General features: G+C 59.0%; 26 protein-coding genes and 1 pseudogene. 13 read left to right on the top strand and 14 right to left on the bottom strand.

What is annotated here, in order from left to right:
• Positions 1-3: 3 nt before the first annotated feature.
• Positions 4-219: a heavy-metal-associated domain-containing protein gene (locus NBT82_RS05985; RefSeq protein ID WP_251330644.1), complete on the bottom strand. Its 216-nt coding sequence runs from the start codon at positions 217-219 to the stop codon at positions 4-6.
• 201 nt (positions 220-420) lie between these two features.
• On the opposite strand from NBT82_RS05985, the gene NBT82_RS05980 reads away from it, so the two are divergent.
• The 3 genes from NBT82_RS05980 to NBT82_RS05970 all read left to right on the top strand — a co-directional run bounded on the left by NBT82_RS05980 (position 421) and on the right by NBT82_RS05970 (position 1921).
• The gene (locus NBT82_RS05980; RefSeq protein ID WP_251330643.1) at positions 421-942 is read left to right on the top strand and encodes an ArsR/SmtB family transcription factor; all 522 of its coding nucleotides are present in this window, start codon (positions 421-423) and stop codon (positions 940-942) included.
• Positions 943-1090: 148 nt separating this feature from the next.
• Positions 1091-1396, top strand: a complete 306-nt coding sequence (locus NBT82_RS05975) for a hypothetical protein (RefSeq protein ID WP_251330642.1) — start codon at positions 1091-1093, stop codon at positions 1394-1396.
• A gap of 3 nt (positions 1397-1399) precedes the next feature.
• Positions 1400-1921, top strand: a complete 522-nt coding sequence (locus NBT82_RS05970) for a winged helix-turn-helix transcriptional regulator (RefSeq protein WP_251330641.1) — start codon at positions 1400-1402, stop codon at positions 1919-1921.
• On the opposite strand, the gene NBT82_RS05965 is transcribed toward NBT82_RS05970, so the two are convergent.
• From NBT82_RS05965 to NBT82_RS05950, 4 genes are read right to left on the bottom strand one after another with little or no spacing between them, the layout of a single operon-like run.
• A complete protein-coding gene (locus NBT82_RS05965) occupies positions 1915-2460 on the bottom strand; it encodes a hypothetical protein (RefSeq protein ID WP_251330640.1) in 546 nt (181 codons plus the stop codon). The genes NBT82_RS05970 and NBT82_RS05965 overlap by 7 nt on opposite strands.
• On the bottom strand, positions 2460-2747 hold the full coding sequence (locus NBT82_RS05960) for a thrombospondin type 3 repeat-containing protein (protein ID WP_251330639.1): 288 nt from the start codon (positions 2745-2747) through the stop codon (positions 2460-2462). Before NBT82_RS05960 ends, NBT82_RS05965 begins: the two co-directional genes overlap by 1 nt.
• Complete coding sequence (locus NBT82_RS05955) at positions 2731-3597, bottom strand: FAD:protein FMN transferase (RefSeq protein ID WP_256476684.1); 867 nt, start codon at positions 3595-3597, stop codon at positions 2731-2733. Before NBT82_RS05955 ends, NBT82_RS05960 begins: the two co-directional genes overlap by 17 nt.
• Positions 3598-3606: 9 nt before the next feature.
• On the bottom strand, positions 3607-3957 hold the full coding sequence (locus NBT82_RS05950) for a hypothetical protein (RefSeq protein WP_251330637.1): 351 nt from the start codon (positions 3955-3957) through the stop codon (positions 3607-3609).
• Between the two features lie 597 nt (positions 3958-4554).
• Between NBT82_RS05950 and NBT82_RS05945 the strand changes: the two genes are divergently transcribed.
• Both NBT82_RS05945 and NBT82_RS05940 read left to right on the top strand, forming a co-directional pair.
• On the top strand, positions 4555-5949 hold the full coding sequence (locus tag NBT82_RS05945; protein WP_251330636.1) for a permease: 1395 nt from the start codon (positions 4555-4557) through the stop codon (positions 5947-5949).
• 125 nt (positions 5950-6074) lie between these two features.
• The gene (locus NBT82_RS05940) at positions 6075-6656 is read left to right on the top strand and encodes a helix-turn-helix transcriptional regulator (protein ID WP_251330635.1); all 582 of its coding nucleotides are present in this window, start codon (positions 6075-6077) and stop codon (positions 6654-6656) included.
• 2 nt (positions 6657-6658) lie between these two features.
• Here NBT82_RS05940 and NBT82_RS20015 read toward each other — a convergent pair whose 3' ends face one another.
• Genes NBT82_RS20015 through NBT82_RS05925 form a run of 4 tightly spaced genes read right to left on the bottom strand, consistent with a single transcriptional unit; the run spans position 6659 to position 7769 of the window.
• Positions 6659-6787, bottom strand: coding sequence for a hypothetical protein (locus tag NBT82_RS20015; protein ID WP_256476683.1), 129 nt, complete (start codon positions 6785-6787; stop codon positions 6659-6661).
• A gap of 52 nt (positions 6788-6839) precedes the next feature.
• The gene (locus NBT82_RS05935) at positions 6840-7115 is read right to left on the bottom strand and encodes a DUF7521 family protein (RefSeq protein WP_251330634.1); all 276 of its coding nucleotides are present in this window, start codon (positions 7113-7115) and stop codon (positions 6840-6842) included.
• Positions 7112-7411 (bottom strand): DUF7521 family protein, encoded by a 300-nt coding sequence (locus NBT82_RS05930; protein ID WP_251330633.1) that lies wholly within the window; start codon positions 7409-7411, stop codon positions 7112-7114. The genes NBT82_RS05935 and NBT82_RS05930 overlap by 4 nt, the downstream gene beginning before the upstream one ends.
• A gap of 7 nt (positions 7412-7418) precedes the next feature.
• Positions 7419-7769, bottom strand: a complete 351-nt coding sequence (locus NBT82_RS05925; RefSeq protein ID WP_251330632.1) for an ArsR/SmtB family transcription factor — start codon at positions 7767-7769, stop codon at positions 7419-7421.
• A gap of 130 nt (positions 7770-7899) precedes the next feature.
• Between NBT82_RS05925 and NBT82_RS05920 the strand changes: the two genes are divergently transcribed.
• From NBT82_RS05920 to NBT82_RS05900, 5 genes are all read left to right on the top strand, one after another.
• Entirely contained in the window at positions 7900-8742 is an 843-nt protein-coding gene (locus NBT82_RS05920) for a cupredoxin domain-containing protein (protein WP_251330631.1), read from the top strand.
• 83 nt (positions 8743-8825) lie between these two features.
• The gene (locus tag NBT82_RS05915) at positions 8826-9347 is read left to right on the top strand and encodes a DoxX family protein (protein ID WP_251330630.1); all 522 of its coding nucleotides are present in this window, start codon (positions 8826-8828) and stop codon (positions 9345-9347) included.
• Positions 9348-9354: 7 nt separating this feature from the next.
• Positions 9355-9645 carry a hypothetical protein gene (locus tag NBT82_RS05910; protein WP_251330629.1) on the top strand — a complete coding sequence of 97 codons (291 nt, stop codon included), beginning with the start codon at positions 9355-9357 and terminating at the stop codon, positions 9643-9645.
• 195 nt (positions 9646-9840) lie between these two features.
• Positions 9841-10161 carry a hypothetical protein gene (locus NBT82_RS05905; RefSeq protein ID WP_251330628.1) on the top strand — a complete coding sequence of 107 codons (321 nt, stop codon included), beginning with the start codon at positions 9841-9843 and terminating at the stop codon, positions 10159-10161.
• Between the two features lie 105 nt (positions 10162-10266).
• Positions 10267-10554 carry a hypothetical protein gene (locus NBT82_RS05900; RefSeq protein ID WP_251330627.1) on the top strand — a complete coding sequence of 96 codons (288 nt, stop codon included), beginning with the start codon at positions 10267-10269 and terminating at the stop codon, positions 10552-10554.
• Between the two features lie 480 nt (positions 10555-11034).
• On the opposite strand, the gene NBT82_RS05895 is transcribed toward NBT82_RS05900, so the two are convergent.
• The 3 genes from NBT82_RS05895 to NBT82_RS05885 all read right to left on the bottom strand — a co-directional run bounded on the left by NBT82_RS05895 (position 11035) and on the right by NBT82_RS05885 (position 13311).
• Positions 11035-11919, bottom strand: a complete 885-nt coding sequence (locus NBT82_RS05895) for an IS1595 family transposase (RefSeq protein WP_251330626.1) — start codon at positions 11917-11919, stop codon at positions 11035-11037.
• Between the two features lie 722 nt (positions 11920-12641).
• Complete coding sequence (locus tag NBT82_RS05890) at positions 12642-12818, bottom strand: hypothetical protein (protein ID WP_251330625.1); 177 nt, start codon at positions 12816-12818, stop codon at positions 12642-12644.
• 175 nt (positions 12819-12993) lie between these two features.
• Entirely contained in the window at positions 12994-13311 is a 318-nt protein-coding gene (locus NBT82_RS05885) for a hypothetical protein (protein ID WP_251330624.1), read from the bottom strand.
• 203 nt (positions 13312-13514) lie between these two features.
• Here NBT82_RS05885 and NBT82_RS05880 point away from each other — a divergent pair, with 203 nt between their 5' ends.
• A complete protein-coding gene (locus NBT82_RS05880) occupies positions 13515-13973 on the top strand; it encodes a hypothetical protein (protein WP_251330623.1) in 459 nt (152 codons plus the stop codon).
• A complete protein-coding gene (locus NBT82_RS05875; protein ID WP_251330622.1) occupies positions 13966-14298 on the top strand; it encodes a DUF3784 domain-containing protein in 333 nt (110 codons plus the stop codon). The genes NBT82_RS05880 and NBT82_RS05875 overlap by 8 nt, the downstream gene beginning before the upstream one ends.
• Here the strand turns inward: NBT82_RS05875 and NBT82_RS05870 are convergent.
• Positions 14262-14447: pseudogene (locus NBT82_RS05870) on the bottom strand (hypothetical protein); the annotation flags it as partial. The gene NBT82_RS05875 and the pseudogene NBT82_RS05870 sit on opposite strands and share 37 nt — an antisense overlap.
• Before the next feature lie 147 nt (positions 14448-14594).
• Between NBT82_RS05870 and NBT82_RS05865 the strand changes: the two are divergent.
• Positions 14595-14990, top strand: a complete 396-nt coding sequence (locus NBT82_RS05865) for a hypothetical protein (protein WP_251330621.1) — start codon at positions 14595-14597, stop codon at positions 14988-14990.
• A gap of 367 nt (positions 14991-15357) precedes the next feature.
• Here the strand turns inward: NBT82_RS05865 and NBT82_RS20260 are convergent, their stop codons facing one another.
• Positions 15358-15927 (bottom strand): halocyanin domain-containing protein, encoded by a 570-nt coding sequence (locus NBT82_RS20260; RefSeq protein WP_251330620.1) that lies wholly within the window; start codon positions 15925-15927, stop codon positions 15358-15360.
• Positions 15928-16289: the final 362 nt, after the last annotated feature.

The following is a 16289-nucleotide window of genomic DNA, read 5'->3' as shown; positions in this document are numbered from 1 at the left end:
GGGTTAGGCGGGCTGGGGCGTGTAGCCCTGCTTTTCGATGGTCTCTGCAAAGGCGTCGGGGTCGGCGACGCCGTCGTCGTACTCGATCTCGACGCGGCCGGTCGCGTAGTGGACTTCGACATACTGGACGCCGTCGACGTTGTCGAGGGCGCGTTCGACCGTACTCGCACAGGTCGGGCAGTCGAAGTCGAGGACGCGGAACTGGGTGGTGTCGCTCATCACAGTTTGAAGTAGTGGCCATACCCCAATAAGTATTTTTTAAATGATATGTTTGAATACGGAAACAGGGGGTTGGAACGGTCAAACAGGTCGTCTAGGGCTTTCGCTATCGCGGATCCATTCCGTGTTCGATTCCACGATAGACACCTGCCTGACCTCTGTCCCGCTACCTTTTCCCGCGTGCTCGCGCTCAGTTCTCGTATGAGTGATTCCGACACCGACCACCGTCTCGAGGACATCGCGGTGCGAGACACTCGGGTTTCGGACGCCATCGACGAGCCGATGCGGGCGATGATCCTCGATATTCTGGCCGAGAAGGCCCTGACCGCGACCGAGGTCCACGAACGCCTCGAAGATCGCGGCATCGACCGGACTGAGAACACGGTTCGCCACCACATCAACGAGCTCCGGGACGCGGGCCTCGTCGATGTCGTTCGCTTCGAGGAGGGGCGCGGTGGGACGACGAAGTACTACCACGCGAACACGATCGTTCTCTCGTACTCACTACCGGATTCGGCCGACGCCGCCGTCGAGGAGATGATCGACGCTATCCAGCCCCAGATTACGGACGCACTCACCACGCTCACGGACGAGTACGACGATGCGATCGAGGAAATCGTCGCGGACATGCAGCCCTGCGAACACTGCCGGACCCAGAAATACGAGACGTACGTCCTCCTGACTGTCCTGCGGCGTGCGTTCGTCCGTTCGTCCCGAAACTAAGCTCCGAACTCACCTTTGGTGGCCCATCCGACGGGAAACGACCGACTGAACGTGGATTCGACGATTGGACGCCAACCGTTTTCCCCGCACCTTCCCCACTCTGGGAATGGGACCACTACATCGTGTTCGCCCACCCGGTGGGAACTCTATGCAATCGGCACAACTCCTCGAACTCGCACAACTCCTCGAACAGTACGTCAGCCTCGGCGTCTTCCTGGTTGCTGCCTCACTCGGCGCGTTCAGTTATCGTGCGTGGCGTCGCGAGCGCGACTCGCGAATGCGGATCGTTGCAGTCGGATACGGGATGTTCGGCCTCTACGGGCTCGTCGTCTTCCTCGAATATCTCTTGATTCCGTACCTCCCCTACGCGACCCTCGAACTGCTCGAACACGCCAGTGCGCTACTCATTCTGGGCGGCCTGCTGACGTTCTTCGTCGCCCTCACCAGAACGTGAGCAATGTCGGAGCCAGAGCTGGAGCTATCGTCCCGTCGCGCAATCTACCAGTACGTCGCCGACAACCCGGGTGTCCACTTCCGCCGGATTCTCGACGAACTCGAGTACGCGCAGGGGACGCTCCAGTACCAGCTCCGGTGGCTCGTCGACGAAGGGCTCATAGAGGTGTCCGACGACGGCCAGTATACCCGTTACTACCCGGCCGCCGAGTTCGACGAGGCCGACCGGACCGTAATGAACGCCCTCCGACGCGGGTACAGCCGTCGGATCCTCGCCCATCTCCTCGCGGCCGAGCCGCTCACGACGAGCGAACTGAGCGAGCGGCTGGACAAAGCCCAGTCGACCGTCTCCTGGCATCTCTCGAACCTTGCCGATGCCGGCCTCGTCACGAAAGAGCGGGATGGCCGGCGCGTCATCTACGAAGTTACCGACGCGGACCGCGTCACGTATCTCTACACGGTACACCGGCAGTCGTTCACGGACCGCGTCGTCGACCGGCTGTTGGATCTCTGGGAGGGTTACTGAGCGGACGTCCCGACCGTGACCGTCTCACGGAGCACGAACAACCGCAACAGGAGTACGTACACGAGAAACATGATCGTCGGTCCGAGAAACGGGACGATGAGACCCGCCAGATCGGTGCCGACGGCAGCCGCGTGAAGCGTAGCGAACACGAACCCGCCGTAGGCGAACGCGTGAACGACTCGAGGCCCCCACGGCTGGTCGAACCGCGTCGCATCCGTGAATCCAAGCACGGCGACGACGAGCAACAGTAGTGCGCCGACACCGATGGCGACCCCTTCGAGGAAGTACGACAGCGAGTACGCCGGTGTCGGAGCCTGGCCGGTGACGACGAACCAGGTGTCGAGGAATCCCAGGCCGGCGTGGAGGAGGGTGACGACCATCGCAAACACAGAGAGTTCGACGTGAACGCGTCGTGCCGCCCGGTGGAGGATACCGAACGATTCGGTATTGTAGAGAATACCGGTGAGAACCGCGAGATACAATGCCGGATACGCGATCAGCGCAGCGCCGCGGTCGAGGAGCCAGACGAGTTCGGACATCACGAGGCCCCCGTCGTGGCGACGACATCAGGACAGCCATCCGCATCCTGGAAGTTGTTATCCGTTTCCGGCCGCGTCGGACACTGGTCCTGTGAGTCGGGGATGCCGTCCCCGTCGTAGTCGTCGGGTGCGTGGCGCGTCGCGACGGTCTGGTTGACGAGGTCTGCCTGTTTCTGTTCGGTCGCCTGTGTCGCCCGGACGTTCCCGATCTGCCAGAGCAGGGGGACCGCGACGACTAGCATGAGGAGGGCGGCGATCGTGATGCGTTGTTTACGCGTCCAGGACATGGGTGTCGAAGCCGTCTGTCGGGTGGAAGACGCCGTCGTGAACGATGAGCGCCTCGAGTCCATCCCAGTCATCAGCGAGTGTATTGGCCTCATCGAGCGGGAGGGCGGCGAGCGTCGTCGCAAGTGCGTCCGCTTCCATACAGTCCCGCTCAGCGAGGACGGTCACCGATTCGTGTCGGGAGCCAAGCCGTCCGGTCGCCGGATCGTAGATGTGGTCAGTACCAGCCCGCTCGCGGCGATAATTTCCGGAGGTGGCGACCGCCCACTCCGTCTCGAGGGTCTTGAGCGGTTTCGCGTCACTGTATGGACTTTCGACGGCGACCGGCCCGACTGGGGGCGACATATCGCCACCGCCGCTGACGAAGCCACGTCGGCCGAGTCCGGCGAGCGTCTCCGCCGCTCGATCCACGATGTACCCCTTGGCGAGCCCGTTGAGATCGAGGGTAACCTCGGTACTGACGTGGTGACCGCAGATACTGATCGTCCCGGTATCGAACGTTTCTGGGACGGCGTCATCGTCCCCGCGGAGATACGCCTTGAGCGAGTGCTCGACACGGCCCTGGTGAACGTCGAAGACGTTCTCGGTTCGGTCGTAGTATTCGAGTCCACGATGCACGAGGCGAGCGACGTGTTCGTTCTCGACTGCGCCGTGGCTGTTGAGTCGACCGACTGCGCTATCGGCGTCGAACGCGTTTAACTGGTTTTCAAGCTCCTTGACTGTGCGCCGGGCGGCGTCCGCCGCAGCGGCGGCGCGGATTCCCTTCACTTCGATGTGAAACGACGTGTCACAACACCGAAAATCACGGTGCGCGGCTCCCACTCGTTCGTACGCTGTTTCGAGAGCGGCCATTCTCTGCACTTACTCCTCCCCGTCTTCTTCGTGCTCCTCTTCGTGGTCCTCGTGCTCCGCTTCGTCTTCTTCGTGCTCCTCTTCGTGGTCTTCGTACTCTTCGGCCTCATGTTTCTCGTACTCTTCCTCGTGATCCTCGTCGGACCCGGACTGTGTCTGCACAGCGGGCGTAAAGTCCTGATTGGGCGTTGGAGCGTCAGTTCCGGCCTGCCGTGGCCCGTTAGTGCCGTCACTGACTTGGTCGGTCGGCCGCCCGAGGCCGAGGCCAGGGAACGCGAGTCCTCCAGCGACGAGCGTGGTTAGAAGTGCGCCGACGAGGGTGAACGCGACGAGTCGGTTGTTCGGAACGGGAAGACGCATCGTTTGCAATCGAGCAGAGACACACGGTTGTAAAGTGCATTCGCGTCCAGCTATCGAATCGTCGTACAGTCATCGAATAGTCCGGTTGATCGAGTTCGGTATTCTGTTCTTCGGCCCCTGAGTACGCCGAACGCTACTGCTCCCGAAGATGGGGAAGAGATGGCACACTTCGTGATGTTCGGAGAATTTGAGACCGTCCAGATGGCACGCGTTCCATGGGCTCTGACGACTGCAGTCCGTGAATGCGCATCCGTGGTTTCGATATTGACGCCAGTGCCCGGCCGATTTCACGGGCTGATGTCGCTGACTTTCTGTTAGAGACGCTCAGAACCGACTCGTAGATTCGAGAAACACCGGTAGTAACTACCCGACAAAGCGTTGAACTTGGATCTCTCTGGGAACAGACGACGATACTCGCACGTCGGCTCAGGATAGTCGAAGCGCGCGCACTGTCTGCGAAGGTAGCGAGAGCTTGATTGTCACCCTCTTTTCGCGTGATTGGACCAGTTCATACTTTTGCTTCCATAGTTTGGACACCCTGGAAGCGGACGTTTTCTAAAGACAATTGCAATAGATGATCCCCACGATGATTCAACTATGCAGGCGACGATACTCGACGGCGTTCTCGAATCCCTCCGCATCGGTGTCGGGTTCCTCTGGACGGCGGCGTGGGCGATCATCATGGGGCTCACGATCACGAGTCTCGTCCAAGTCTACGTCTCCAAGGAGCGAATGGCCCAGGTCTTGGGTGATGGCGATCTGAGCGGTCTCACCAAAGCGACCGCGCTCGGAGCAGCGAGTAGTGGCTGTAGTTTTGGGGCCGTCGCCATCGGGAAAGGCTTGTTCAAGAAGGGTGCCCACGCGGTGAACTTCCTCGCGTTCATGTTCGCCTCGACGAACCTCATCGTCGAACTCGGGCTGATGATCCTGATCCTGCTAGGGTGGGAATTTCTTCTCGCGGAGTTGCTCGGCGGCCTCATCCTCATCGCCGTCATGGCGGTCATCGTTCACCTCACGCTGCCCGAGAACCTGTTCAGCGAAGTTCGAGAAACGCTCAACGAGCGCGATCACACGTCGGCCGTCACGGAAGACCCCACCTGCGGGATGGAGGGGAAAGACGAGTACACCCTCACGACTGACGGCAGCGAGACGCTCAAATTCTGCTCGGAGGGCTGTATGGAGACCTACCGTCAGGAGGCGTCAAGTAGCGGCGGGTGGCGCGAGGAGCTACTGTCGTGGGGTGGCTGGTATAAGATCGGGAACCAGTACCGCAAGGAGTGGTCGATGATCTGGAAGGACGTCGTCGCGGGCTTTCTCATCTCCGGGTTCGTCATCGTCTTCGTCCCCCAGTGGGTGTGGAGCACCCTGTTCATCCAGGGCGACGGCCTGCTCGTGACTGCCGAGAACGCGATCATGGGCGTCGCAATCGCTGTCATCAGCTTTGTCGGCAGTATGGGTAACGTCCCGTTCGCCGTCGCGCTCTGGGGCGGTGGCATCAGCTTCGCGGGCGTCATCGCGTTCGTCTACGCCGACCTCATCACGATTCCCGTGTTGAACGTCTACCGGAAGTACTACGGCTGGAAGATTATGCTCTACATCCTCGGTGTGTTCTTCGTCACGATGGCGTTCACCGGCTTCCTCATGGAACTGCTATTCGACGCGCTCGGCATCGTCCCGGATCTGGCCGGCGGTGAAACTGCGACCGAGCAGACGTACTTCGAACTCAACTACACGTTCTACCTCAACCTCATCGCCTTCGCGCTCTCTGGATTCCTTCTCTACGTTTACCGGCGGGGACTCGGCGCACCGGGTCAGTATCGTGATCCGGTGTGCGGGATGCGAACCGACGATGAGGGCCCGAGTGCGTCCCATGATGGGACGACGTACTATTTCTGCTCGAAGACTTGCAAGCGCCAGTTCGAAGAAGAACCGACGGAATTTGCTGATCAAACCCCGCAGATATCAAGTCACGATCACGACCATGACCACTGATGATCGCACTGTGGTTATTCCGCTGTGAAGGGGTTCATCATCACAGTTTCAACCCGCAATTGTCACACCTGACGCGCCCAAACAGACGGTATGAATAGTCAAATCTCGCAATTCGGGGTCGCCATATGAATCGCCGTCGAGCAGATACTGTCGTCGGTGTGCTCCTCGGATTCGTCCTCCTAGCCGGCGGGGCATTCAGCTGGCGGGCCTATCAACAGCATCGGGCTATCGAGCAATCGATGGGGCCGATGATGGATTCATCTATGGGGACGATGCACGGCCCAGACCCGCTCTGGTACGTGGTTGGCACCCTGCTGGTCGCAGGTGTTATCGGTGGCGTCTATTATGTGGTCCGGAAAGAACTCACCGATCCAGAAGTGGTCGACACAACGGCGCCTGTCGATCCCGCACAGACATCGGCGGCAACGGCTACGTCGGTGGACGGTGAGGCCTCGCCACCGACGTCTATCAATCCTGAATCGGACCCACAGGGGAGGGTTCTCGATATCTTACCGGATGATGAACGACGCGTCCTCGAGCCCGTCCTGAACTCCCCCGGAATCACGCAGATCGAACTCCGGGATCGGTCCGATTTCTCGAAGAGCAAGGTGAGCCAGACCGTGAGTTCCCTTGAGGAGCGCGGTCTGCTGTATCGGGAACGCCAGGGCCGTACGTATCGCATCTATCCGAGCGATGATCTGCGGTAAAATCAGACACTAGTCATAGAGATAGCAGTCCAGACCCGGTGGAAAATCGGAATCGGAAGGGGAGCATTCAGGGAATCGCTCAACTCGGCTTTCTCTGCGATCTTCTTGATGGTGGTTTTCACCTCTTCCATACACGTCCCTCGTCAGTATTTATACAGCCAGAATCGATCGCTGACTGCCGGGCTAATCGAGAAACGAGCTGAGAAGCACACCGAGCCCGAAGACAAGAGCCACGGATTCAGCAATATGGACTTGCGTGAGCGTCAATTCAGTGTACTGGTAGAGGAATCCCTCGATGAGAACACCAAACGTGATAAATCCGAATCCGATCGTCGCGTCACGGAGGTATCGGGTCCTGTCTCGGCGGTAGGCGCGGAAACTGATCGTAGTCGTCGCAAGGCCTATCAGGAGTAAGAGGACACGAACACCGACTAACGCGAGGTCCCAGTGACTGGTCATGGACCTTCCACCCCCTTCGATTGCTGTGGTATCTGGCCGTACAGCGAGTACAGAATGACGAGCATCCCGACTGCGACGATGGCCGTCTGGATGGTCCCTGCTAGGAAGATCGACAGGCCGACGACATCGAACAGGACGCCCTCGATGACGGAGCCGATACTGATGAACAGGAAACCGATGGCGACGTAGCGCATCGGCTCGCTGCCGTACGTTCGATACCCCTTGTACGCCTGGTACGTTATCAACAGCCCCAGTCCGACCGTGACGAGCTTCGCAATGACGAGTTCGATGTGCATGGTTTGTTCAACTCTCCCGGATGTCGCTCCAGATGCGCGAGAACCGCTGGGCGGCGTCCTCACGAACGTGGACGCTGACGTCGATGGTTCCGTCCTCGATATCGACGTCGAGGTGGTCGACGTTCGCCTCGTAGACGCTGTGGTGACTTCCGTCTGATTCGATGCGTGTCCGCTCGACGAGCAGGTCGCTTGCAATCATGTCCTCGACCCGGCGATAGACGGTCGAGAGAGCGACGTCACACTCCTCGCTGAGTTCCTTCGCCGACTTGGGAGTACGGCTCGTCGCGGCCAGAATCTGCCGGACGCGCTCCTGACCGAGCAGCTCCAGAAGCTCGTCGGAGCGGTCGTCAGTGGACACGACTGTTCCTCGCAATACGAGGTACGTACTCGGAGATGCTTAAATGAGGAACAGTTTTGCGTCGCGTGCAAAACAGGAGGCTCGCTATGTCTCCAGTCCGCCTATCTCGAACTGTAAGGTGACCGGTGCTATGAGCCAACCACGACTCACGCGACGGCGACTGCTCGAAGGAACCGCTGGTTTAGCTGTTGCTGGGCTGGCCGGCTGTACCGGCGCTCCGAGCGGGTCGGGGCAACAGGCAGCGGGGGATACTCCCACAGAGGAGGGAGAATCCGGGGGAGACGACCAACCCGGCCATGGACAAGAAGAACACGGCCACGACACGGTGAGCGAACCCAAAGCGTCACGCGAGGTGGCGGTCAACACGGCGCGAACCGAGAGGTCGACCGAGTATCACTTCGACCCCCACGTCACGTGGGTCGAGGTCGGCGGGACGGTCACGTGGCGACTCGAGAGCGGCACGCACACCGCAACCGCGTACCACCCAGGTAACGACCAACCGCGACTCGTTCCCGAGGGGACGGACGCCTGGGATAGCGGAACGATATCAGAGGAAGGCGAGACGTTCGAACACACCTTCGGGACAGAGGGAGTCTACCACTACCTCTGTACGCCCCACGAGCAGTTCGGGATGATAGCCACCGTCATCGTCGGGGAGCCGCACCTCGAAGATCAGCGGGCGCTCCAGACGATGCCGGAGAACAAACCCGAGGAAGTCCACAGAAAACTCGAGGAGCTCAACACGATGGTCCGAGAGATCATGGGGGAGGGCCCTCACGAGGAGGAGACGCACACCCAAGAGGAGTCCCATACCGACGACGGCCACGGTCACGAAGAAGAGACACACACGGAAGAGGAGACCCATACCGACGACGGCCACGGTCACGAAGAAGAGACACACACGGAAGAGGAGACCCATACCGACGACGGCCACGGTCACGACGATGAGACACACACACCCAAGCGTAAATAAGACGACACTCGTCGAGATTCGGAGCGAAACCGCCCTCCGATTCGGGGCGTGACTCGCCTCGCCGACCGACGACCCTCTCACCCATGAGACAACAGATTCAGACGACTATCCTCGGTCGAGAGTACACGCTCGAGCTCTCGGGGACGCTGACGGGTTACTGGCTCGTCTTTCTCCGGTTGCTCGTGGGCTGGTGGTTCCTCCACGAGGGGTTGAACAAGTACGTCGCTCCGGGCCGGTTCCGGGCCGGCTGGTTTCTGGAGAAGACGGGCACGGTCGTCTCGCCCGTTCTCAACGCGTTCGCGGGCGGCGCGACGGAAGCGGCCGTCGAACTCGTCGTCCCGGCCGGCGAGGTGTTGATCGGTCTCGGGGTGATTCTCGGTCTCCTGACGCGAACGGCCGCGTTTTTCGGCACGTTCATGCTCTTCTTCTTCTACTTCGGGTCCGAACACTGGCGCCGCGGCCTCGTCAACGGCGAGTTGATGGGGCTCGTCCTGTTCGTGACGATCGTCGTCTTCGGGGCCGGGCGTGTCTGGGGCGTCGACTCCTATCTGGAGACGACCGATCTCGTGCGAAACAGACCGTGGCTGCGGTACCTACTCGGCTGAGGGGATAATGGACACGACACCACCACACTCGGACTACGGCTGGCTCGACGACGCAGCGCTTGCCACCGGTCTTGGTCTCGTCCTCCTCGGACTGGTGGTGATGGGCGTCGTCGAGACGCTCCTCGGAAGCGCTCACTTCACCGAACGCGTCCCCGAGCTCGGCGTCGTGGTCGTCCACACGCCCGTCACCCCCCGTCTCCGAGCGCACGTCATCGCGCTCGGCTTCCTCGTCCTTCTCGCATGGGGGCTCTCCCGTGTGGTTCGTACGATCCTCGCATCGCTGGAAACTCGTCCGTGAGGGCACACGTGAACGTCTACAGTGGCCGTGTGGGGGCGCTCCCCCCGACACCGTCGAATTCGGCACTCGTGAACGGCCGTGTCTCTGAGAAACGATTAGAACGATTGATACACGCTCTCGAACGCTCTCATGCGTGGGTTCATACCCACGCCGATAACTCCAGAGGGGTCCTACGAGTAACCGAGGAGAAAGACAATGACCAACTTCAAACTCGGCCGCTGGCTGCTCGTGGCCCTCGCAATCCTCGGACTCGTGTTTGCCGCGCCCGTTGTCAGCGCGCACGGCAACGACACGACCGCTGACGACGCGCCCACGGACGATGCCACCGCAGATGAATGGGCCACTTGGATGGAAACGCAGATGACCGACCACATGGGTCCGGGTGCTGTCGAGTGGATGGAGTCGCACATGGGTGTGACCGTCGACGAGATGGCCCAGAACATGGCTAACGAGGAATACCACGACGAGGCTGACGACGAGTACCACGGCGGGATGTACGGGCGAGGCCACTGCTGACGGTCCTGACCGTTCCGATCGCTCCGGCTGAACACCGCGATTCATCAATTCAAGACAAGGACACAACTCACCACTCACATCGGACGCACTGCTCGTCGACTCGCGATGCTCGCCGTCCTGCTGCTGGTCGCGGCGACTGGAACGGCTGCTGCCCACGGTAATGGGAGCTACGGCGGCGGCGGCATGATGGGCGGCGGCTGGGGCCTCTTCGGCGGAGCGATGGGGCTCTGGGGACTCCTCTGGATGGGGCTCACGATTGCCGTCCCGCTCTATCTCGTTTACTCACTCCTTGATAGCGGTTCTGAGACCGTCAAACGCATTCTTCCCTCAGCAAGTCAACCCCTCCCCGTCGCCTGGTTTCGTAGAACCCTGAAACAACCGTGTGTAGTCTAGTGTGTGTAACCCTTCGCAGTACCGAATTTTATAAATCGAACATATTTGATTGTAGTATGCTAAGAATTTGGACAAGTCGAGAGTTCACGGGGATCACATCGCGGTGAGAGGCCAATTCGGTACAACTCCCACAAACAGATGAATCTGGGCTTAATTATGTGATATTTGAACTTAGATCGAATTAGCGTGGCCGCCGTACGTTCCGACTACGTCCGATGTTTCGTCACTGACAGCTGAGATTCGGTTGTGATCAACATTCGGGAGGCTCCACGATCATACTCCCCAGCAGGGTAGGCGGAGACACAAGTCTTCTCCAACTGCGGATGCTGTGCGGCGTACAACGGCTTGAGTACAAGCTTGTCCTGCGTGAGTCTCTCGTAGAGCGAGTCAGGCAGATTCTTTATCATAGTCACCCGTGCACTGCCCACATCGCCGGAATCAATATGATCCTGCGCTCATGCGAAGCACTTTGTTGGTGAGTTAGAGAACGGTTCGGACGATTTCTTTGAGAGCATCTCGACCAGGTTTGCGGAAGATTCGTCGGCGAAGCTGGAAGGCTCTGAGATACGGCGTCAGCTTGTCTTTTGAGACGCCTCGGTGCGGCGAGAGCCACCGTCGCGCCAGCGACGCGTGGCTCTCGCAGGTGTTCACGTGTGCGTCGTCATCAACGTATTCGCCGTCGCTGTGAATCACTGCTTCTCGCTGGAAGTTCTCGTCATCTTCGAGTGGATCGTACGCTCGAAATCCGTCAGTATAGACGGTCAGCGACTCCTCCTCGTGGTCGCCGAGGAGGAGTCGCACGGTCGATTCGTCAGCGGATTTCGCTGGCACGACGTATTGCTGATCGCTCCCACGATCAACGAGTATGAACACTGGTGGCTTGTCCTCGGCATAGCTTCCACGACCACGTTTCGAAAGACCACGCGAGTGCGACTCTTGGTCGCGCTCGCGGCCTTTCAGGCCTGCAGTCACGTACACTTCGTCGATTTCGACTGGGCCAACGAGGTTGATGGCTGGCGCGTCGAGCGTTCTGGCGAACTGCTCGACGCGCCGCCGGAGCGACCGGTAGGAGACATCGAGTTCAGCGTCTAGCTGGCGAATACTCGTGTTGAACCGAAGCAACGTGTAGAACGCGAACAAGAGCTTGTCGAGGCCGATCTTCGCGTGCGCGAAGGTCGTGCCGGTCCTGGTGTTGAACGTACGGTCACAATCCTTACAGAAGTACCGTTGATACTCTCGGTAGCTGCCGTGTTTGATCACCGACTCAGACCGGCAGCGCGGGCAGTAGAGGCCATCACGCCAGCGAACCTGCTGGAGCAGGTTCGCGGCACTCGCCTCTGAGTTCAGCAATTCAACTGGGAACATTGCATCGGGTGACGCGTTCGCGTCACCCTTGCCCGCTACGCATCGACAGTGCCAGATCTACGCGACCAACAACCTGCTTCCCAAGAGCGAACTTGGAAGAGTCAAAACAGCTTGAATGGGAACGAGGTGGGTAGTTTCGCAGTGCTTTGCAGGTAAAACAGAGGGTACCGGGTCGTGAGTGCTCGTCGATGCTGGTCAGCCCATTCGGTTCCGGGTTGCTTGTGATGAGACACCCGTCGTCGTTCTCCTGCTAGCAAATGAGTACCGCCAAATCGTGCTGAATAGGGGGCGCGTATCTCGCAGGAAAGCTTTGCTAGAAGAGGAATTCCGTATCGGGCAATTAAACAGATGGTCCTAATATATTTTACACTAAAATGCAAATCAAGGAGGTGAGGGCTGTGGAATCTCACACATCACTCACATCGACTGATTGGGTTTTGAGTTTATTTGTGACTGCTGTCGTGGTTGGATGGCAACTCTCTGTTAGTAGTGGCTTCACAGCAACAGTAGCTGGGATACTGACCTTCGGCGGTCTCGCTCTCGGAGTTAGTATACAGATGTTCGAATGGTATCGTGAACGGTAAACAGCGCACTGGGCAGGTGGTTCAGTAGCTTCACCGTGAAATAAACACGGACTTCGTGCTGAACTCATCCTCTATAGTCAGCACGCACTCCAAAACATATCACCTCTCAAGGATTTCAACAGAGCCAGTACAGAGGAATCATCCGTCGAGAACGTTCTCGGTTATCGCAGCACTGACGACGTAAATCGGGAGTAGGAAAAGTATCATCATCACTGGAATGACGATGAATTCAGGCGTATGACCGTCCCCCCTTTCGTAGATCTGCACGGCCAGTAAGAAAACGATCAGAGCGAGAAAGAATTCCGTCCGGTCCATGATCTGGTTAATGTATCAGATAGTATTACGATTGTGATATGCCTGAAGTTGCACGGTTGGACAGTATAGGTGCAGACTTGGCCAAAACTGCTTCAGGTCGACAGGAGACGCGGCACTACGACCAACATCCCCCGCCCTCTTGTACGGTGGGTCATCCACTCTCGGTTCGACTCTCTCAAACAACGACATCGTCGTCCGTATCCGAACTGCGACTGTCCCGCCATCGCAGACCGGCAACGACACCGACGAGGAACGCTCCAGCGGCGAAACCCACGACACCGATCTCCGCTGTCCCCGAGAGGGCAGTCGAAACCTGTAACAGGCTGTACGCCAGCCAGAACGAACCCATACACGCCACCATATAGAACTGTTGCTGTGATCGATTGCCGCTCGCGTATTGGTACACGGCGAAAACGAGAACGACCAACCAGGCGAGTCCAAGAAGTATACCGAGTGTCGAATCTGGAACTCCGAGCACTGCGGGGAGGGCCATACGGAGTCGTCAATCGGGACTGACAAACAATTTTTGATGAGTCACGAACGAAGATGAGCCGAGAACCGATCGGATCACGACCAGAATTCAGTACCGGATCATCGACTAACCGGGAGAAACACGATCAGTGTCAAAAAGTGGATGCCACACGAACGAACAATAGACGAGACAGCACTTTTCCCGTTCGCTCTGGAACCGGGAATATGGTCCCCCTCCGTAGAGTACTCGTCGGCCGTCCACGCAGCCGCTTTCAGCGACTGCTCAATGTCCTCGTTATCCTCACGATCCTCACCGGGACATTCGGTGCGTACGCGCTCGGAATCTTTCAGGTGACTGGTGGTGTGATCGTCCTGCCGGCAGCGGCGACACTCGTCGGCTTCCTCGTCGCCGTTGGCGTCGGGGCTCGACGTGGTGGACTGGTCATCGCGTGGCTCGGCCTGTTCGCGGCCTACATCGGCTTTCGGGCCGACTGGGCGTTCCTCGGGCTCTCGAGTCACTCGCTCGACGGGCAGTTCGCCTTCCTCTTCGACCCGGTCGGATTGACGGTGCTCGGCGTCGCGACCCTCATCATCGGAACCGTCGGGTTCGCCGTTGGATATCTCGGCAGATCAAGTATCGAACGACTCCGAGAGAAAGTGGTGTCTCAGCAGTCCCATGACTGAAGACGCACTGTCTGCGATCGGAGCGGGAATCTTCGTTGGTGTCCTCGGCGTACTGATCAAGTACGTGGGTGTGGTGGGCTTGATCGCTGGATACGACCCCGAGAAGGTTGCAGACGAAGAGGGTCTAGCTGACTTTATTGGCATGAACGCACTCTACGTGGCGGTCCTAACGGTCTGCGTCGGTGTGCTGGAACTTCAGCCGTCGACCGTCGACAGCGAGTGGTACTGGATCGTGTTCGTGCTCGCCATCGTTGTTATCGCCGTCCGAATGATCCGGGGTGCTCGCCGCTACGAGTCCACTTCCGAACGGAACAACACTAACTGAAGCGCCACCGGACCATAGACGCTCTGTGGACCAGTCACAACTTCCACGACGCGCTTTGCAGATGTGGACGCATCCACAGGGAGCGCAGTCTCCACAGGTGTTGATTCGGAGTATCCCACTCCTACTTCTTTGAGGCCGCGAGACCGAATCTTCTCACTCCCGGATATCGTATTGGTGGGTTGATTCTCCTAGGCAGCCTCAATCTCGCATACATCGGTAGCGGTCGCCTGCGGTAGCAGGTCTCGGGACACGTTCAACCTGACTTATTTTACGTTTCGGTAGCACCACTCACGCACATGCCCTCCACAAGCTTTGGATCCAGAGTGATGAATTGGGCAACGAGCCAACGAAACCTCACGATCTTCGTCTCGATATTCGCCGCATTTCCACTGTCCTACGCGTTCGAATCAATAGTTTCCGGGAGTGCATCAGCGGGGAGCTTCCTTCTGTTGGTCACGCTGGCGGTCGGTGTACCGACAGCCTACGACGAGTACTGGCCCCAGTACGACCAGACGTGGAAAGCAATCGGCTGGATACTCACCGCCTGTGTCGTCGTCACCATCGAGTTCATTGGTCTCTACATCGTCGGGACTGAGTACCTTGATCTCACACCGCTCTACGCCTCGGCCGGGGCGTTTCTCGTAACGGACCTCGGAAACCTTGTCTGGCTTTCCCTCCGCCAACGAACGTAACCGTCTCTCCGGAGGTATTTGTCCGAGACTCGTCTCACTAGAAACCGATGCCAGGGCGCACCTCGTCGTCGAACGTTCTCCGGTATGTCGGAGTCATCGCCGCAATCGTCGGTGTGATCGGATACGTCGTATTCGGCTGGCGATTCGGGGAAACTGATAGCACGATCGCGTTCGCTCTCGGGGTCATCTGTGTCAGTATCGCTGTGGGCTGGGAGCTCTATCGACGAGTAGCTTGAACAACCTTGGTCAACGACTCCGCTCTGACGCTCGCTGCGCTCGCGCTCGAGGAAGGGGATTCCGTGCTACCGCATCAATTGAAAAATCCCGTGCTGTCTCACTCGTCGCTGTCTCAATTAGATGGCAACAGTCATTCGACGATAATTGCTCCTTTCTGTCCGAGTGCTCTGTGAGGCTGACAGGCGTAGCGATACGTTCCGGACTGCTCGAATGTGTGCTGGAAGTGGACACCGGATTCGTGGGTCACCTGCCCGGAGTGGATGTCGGCGTTCAGGAACACCACGTTGTGCCCCCCACCGCTTCCAGTCCACTTCCACTCGACCGTCGTGCCCGTCGAAATCTTCAGGACTGGCGGGTCGAAGGCCAAGTGACCCCTGTTACCTCGTGACCCAACGGTGACTCTCGCCACGTCGGAATCGGTTCGATCGACCACCGTGCCGTCGAAGTTACTGCTGTCGACGACCCACATATCGACGGTCTGATTCCCCGTCGACGGAGGCTCTCTAACGATCACGGCGCCACGCATTCCCTCCTCTCGGTGCGGTTCCGAGACGAACGGGTACGTTCCCGGTTCCTCGAAGATGTAGTGATAGGCCGTACCCGGTTGGGCGTTCGGTCGGCCGCTGTCGAACGTCCCATCAAGCGCGACGACGTTGTGGAGGCCGCCGTGACCAGTCCAGTCCCAGGTCACGTTCGTCATGGGAGCGACTTCGATCACTGGGGGATCGAACGACAACCCGTCCTCAACCGGGTGGCCGACGTCGATCGTCGGTTGCTCGCCAGGCCCGTATCGAGGCGTCTCTTCTCGGTACCCGTTGGCATTCGTCAGCCAGTCGTCGGTTGACGCGGGTGGCGTCAGAGTAGCCTCTGTGGCAGTCGTCGCCGTTTTTTCGGGGGTGTTCGTACTTGTCGGCGATGTGGTGCTCGGAGTGTCTGCTGTCCGATTTGTTGTGCTACACCCAGCTATCGCCACGATACCAGCGAGAGCGGTGCTGCGGAGGAGTTGTCTGCGGGTTGGGGACCGTTGCATTGCAGTTCGCAAGTCGAGAGATTGTCAAACCA

It is taken from the genome of Haloplanus sp. HW8-1 (genome assembly GCF_023703795.1).
Lineage (GTDB): Archaea > Halobacteriota > Halobacteria > Halobacteriales > Haloferacaceae > Haloplanus > Haloplanus pelagicus.
This window is presented reverse-complemented; position numbering and strand designations above follow the sequence as displayed.

What these genes read in the sequence shown, in the direction of transcription:
- NBT82_RS05985 (WP_251330644.1), bottom strand. Translation starts at nt 219, where the DNA reads ATGAGCGACACCACCCAGTTCCGCGTCCTCGACTTCGACTGCCCGACC.
- NBT82_RS05980 (WP_251330643.1), top strand. Translation starts at nt 421, where the DNA reads ATGAGTGATTCCGACACCGACCACCGTCTCGAGGACATCGCGGTGCGA.
- NBT82_RS05975 (WP_251330642.1), top strand. Translation starts at nt 1,091, where the DNA reads ATGCAATCGGCACAACTCCTCGAACTCGCACAACTCCTCGAACAGTAC.
- NBT82_RS05970 (WP_251330641.1), top strand. Translation starts at nt 1,400, where the DNA reads ATGTCGGAGCCAGAGCTGGAGCTATCGTCCCGTCGCGCAATCTACCAG.
- NBT82_RS05965 (WP_251330640.1), bottom strand. Translation starts at nt 2,460, where the DNA reads ATGTCCGAACTCGTCTGGCTCCTCGACCGCGGCGCTGCGCTGATCGCG.
- NBT82_RS05960 (WP_251330639.1), bottom strand. Translation starts at nt 2,747, where the DNA reads ATGTCCTGGACGCGTAAACAACGCATCACGATCGCCGCCCTCCTCATG.
- NBT82_RS05955 (WP_256476684.1), bottom strand. Translation starts at nt 3,597, where the DNA reads ATGGCCGCTCTCGAAACAGCGTACGAACGAGTGGGAGCCGCGCACCGT.
- NBT82_RS05950 (WP_251330637.1), bottom strand. Translation starts at nt 3,957, where the DNA reads ATGCGTCTTCCCGTTCCGAACAACCGACTCGTCGCGTTCACCCTCGTC.
- NBT82_RS05945 (WP_251330636.1), top strand. Translation starts at nt 4,555, where the DNA reads ATGCAGGCGACGATACTCGACGGCGTTCTCGAATCCCTCCGCATCGGT.
- NBT82_RS05940 (WP_251330635.1), top strand. Translation starts at nt 6,075, where the DNA reads ATGAATCGCCGTCGAGCAGATACTGTCGTCGGTGTGCTCCTCGGATTC.
- NBT82_RS20015 (WP_256476683.1), bottom strand. Translation starts at nt 6,787, where the DNA reads ATGGAAGAGGTGAAAACCACCATCAAGAAGATCGCAGAGAAAGCCGAG.
- NBT82_RS05935 (WP_251330634.1), bottom strand. Translation starts at nt 7,115, where the DNA reads ATGACCAGTCACTGGGACCTCGCGTTAGTCGGTGTTCGTGTCCTCTTA.
- NBT82_RS05930 (WP_251330633.1), bottom strand. Translation starts at nt 7,411, where the DNA reads ATGCACATCGAACTCGTCATTGCGAAGCTCGTCACGGTCGGACTGGGG.
- NBT82_RS05920 (WP_251330631.1), top strand. Translation starts at nt 7,900, where the DNA reads ATGAGCCAACCACGACTCACGCGACGGCGACTGCTCGAAGGAACCGCT.
- NBT82_RS05915 (WP_251330630.1), top strand. Translation starts at nt 8,826, where the DNA reads ATGAGACAACAGATTCAGACGACTATCCTCGGTCGAGAGTACACGCTC.
- NBT82_RS05910 (WP_251330629.1), top strand. Translation starts at nt 9,355, where the DNA reads ATGGACACGACACCACCACACTCGGACTACGGCTGGCTCGACGACGCA.
- NBT82_RS05905 (WP_251330628.1), top strand. Translation starts at nt 9,841, where the DNA reads ATGACCAACTTCAAACTCGGCCGCTGGCTGCTCGTGGCCCTCGCAATC.
- NBT82_RS05900 (WP_251330627.1), top strand. Translation starts at nt 10,267, where the DNA reads ATGCTCGCCGTCCTGCTGCTGGTCGCGGCGACTGGAACGGCTGCTGCC.
- NBT82_RS05895 (WP_251330626.1), bottom strand. Translation starts at nt 11,919, where the DNA reads ATGTTCCCAGTTGAATTGCTGAACTCAGAGGCGAGTGCCGCGAACCTG.
- NBT82_RS05890 (WP_251330625.1), bottom strand. Translation starts at nt 12,818, where the DNA reads ATGGACCGGACGGAATTCTTTCTCGCTCTGATCGTTTTCTTACTGGCC.
- NBT82_RS05885 (WP_251330624.1), bottom strand. Translation starts at nt 13,311, where the DNA reads ATGGCCCTCCCCGCAGTGCTCGGAGTTCCAGATTCGACACTCGGTATA.
- NBT82_RS05880 (WP_251330623.1), top strand. Translation starts at nt 13,515, where the DNA reads ATGGTCCCCCTCCGTAGAGTACTCGTCGGCCGTCCACGCAGCCGCTTT.
- NBT82_RS05875 (WP_251330622.1), top strand. Translation starts at nt 13,966, where the DNA reads ATGACTGAAGACGCACTGTCTGCGATCGGAGCGGGAATCTTCGTTGGT.
- NBT82_RS05865 (WP_251330621.1), top strand. Translation starts at nt 14,595, where the DNA reads ATGCCCTCCACAAGCTTTGGATCCAGAGTGATGAATTGGGCAACGAGC.
- NBT82_RS20260 (WP_251330620.1), bottom strand. Translation starts at nt 15,927, where the DNA reads ATGACGAACGTGACCTGGGACTGGACTGGTCACGGCGGCCTCCACAAC.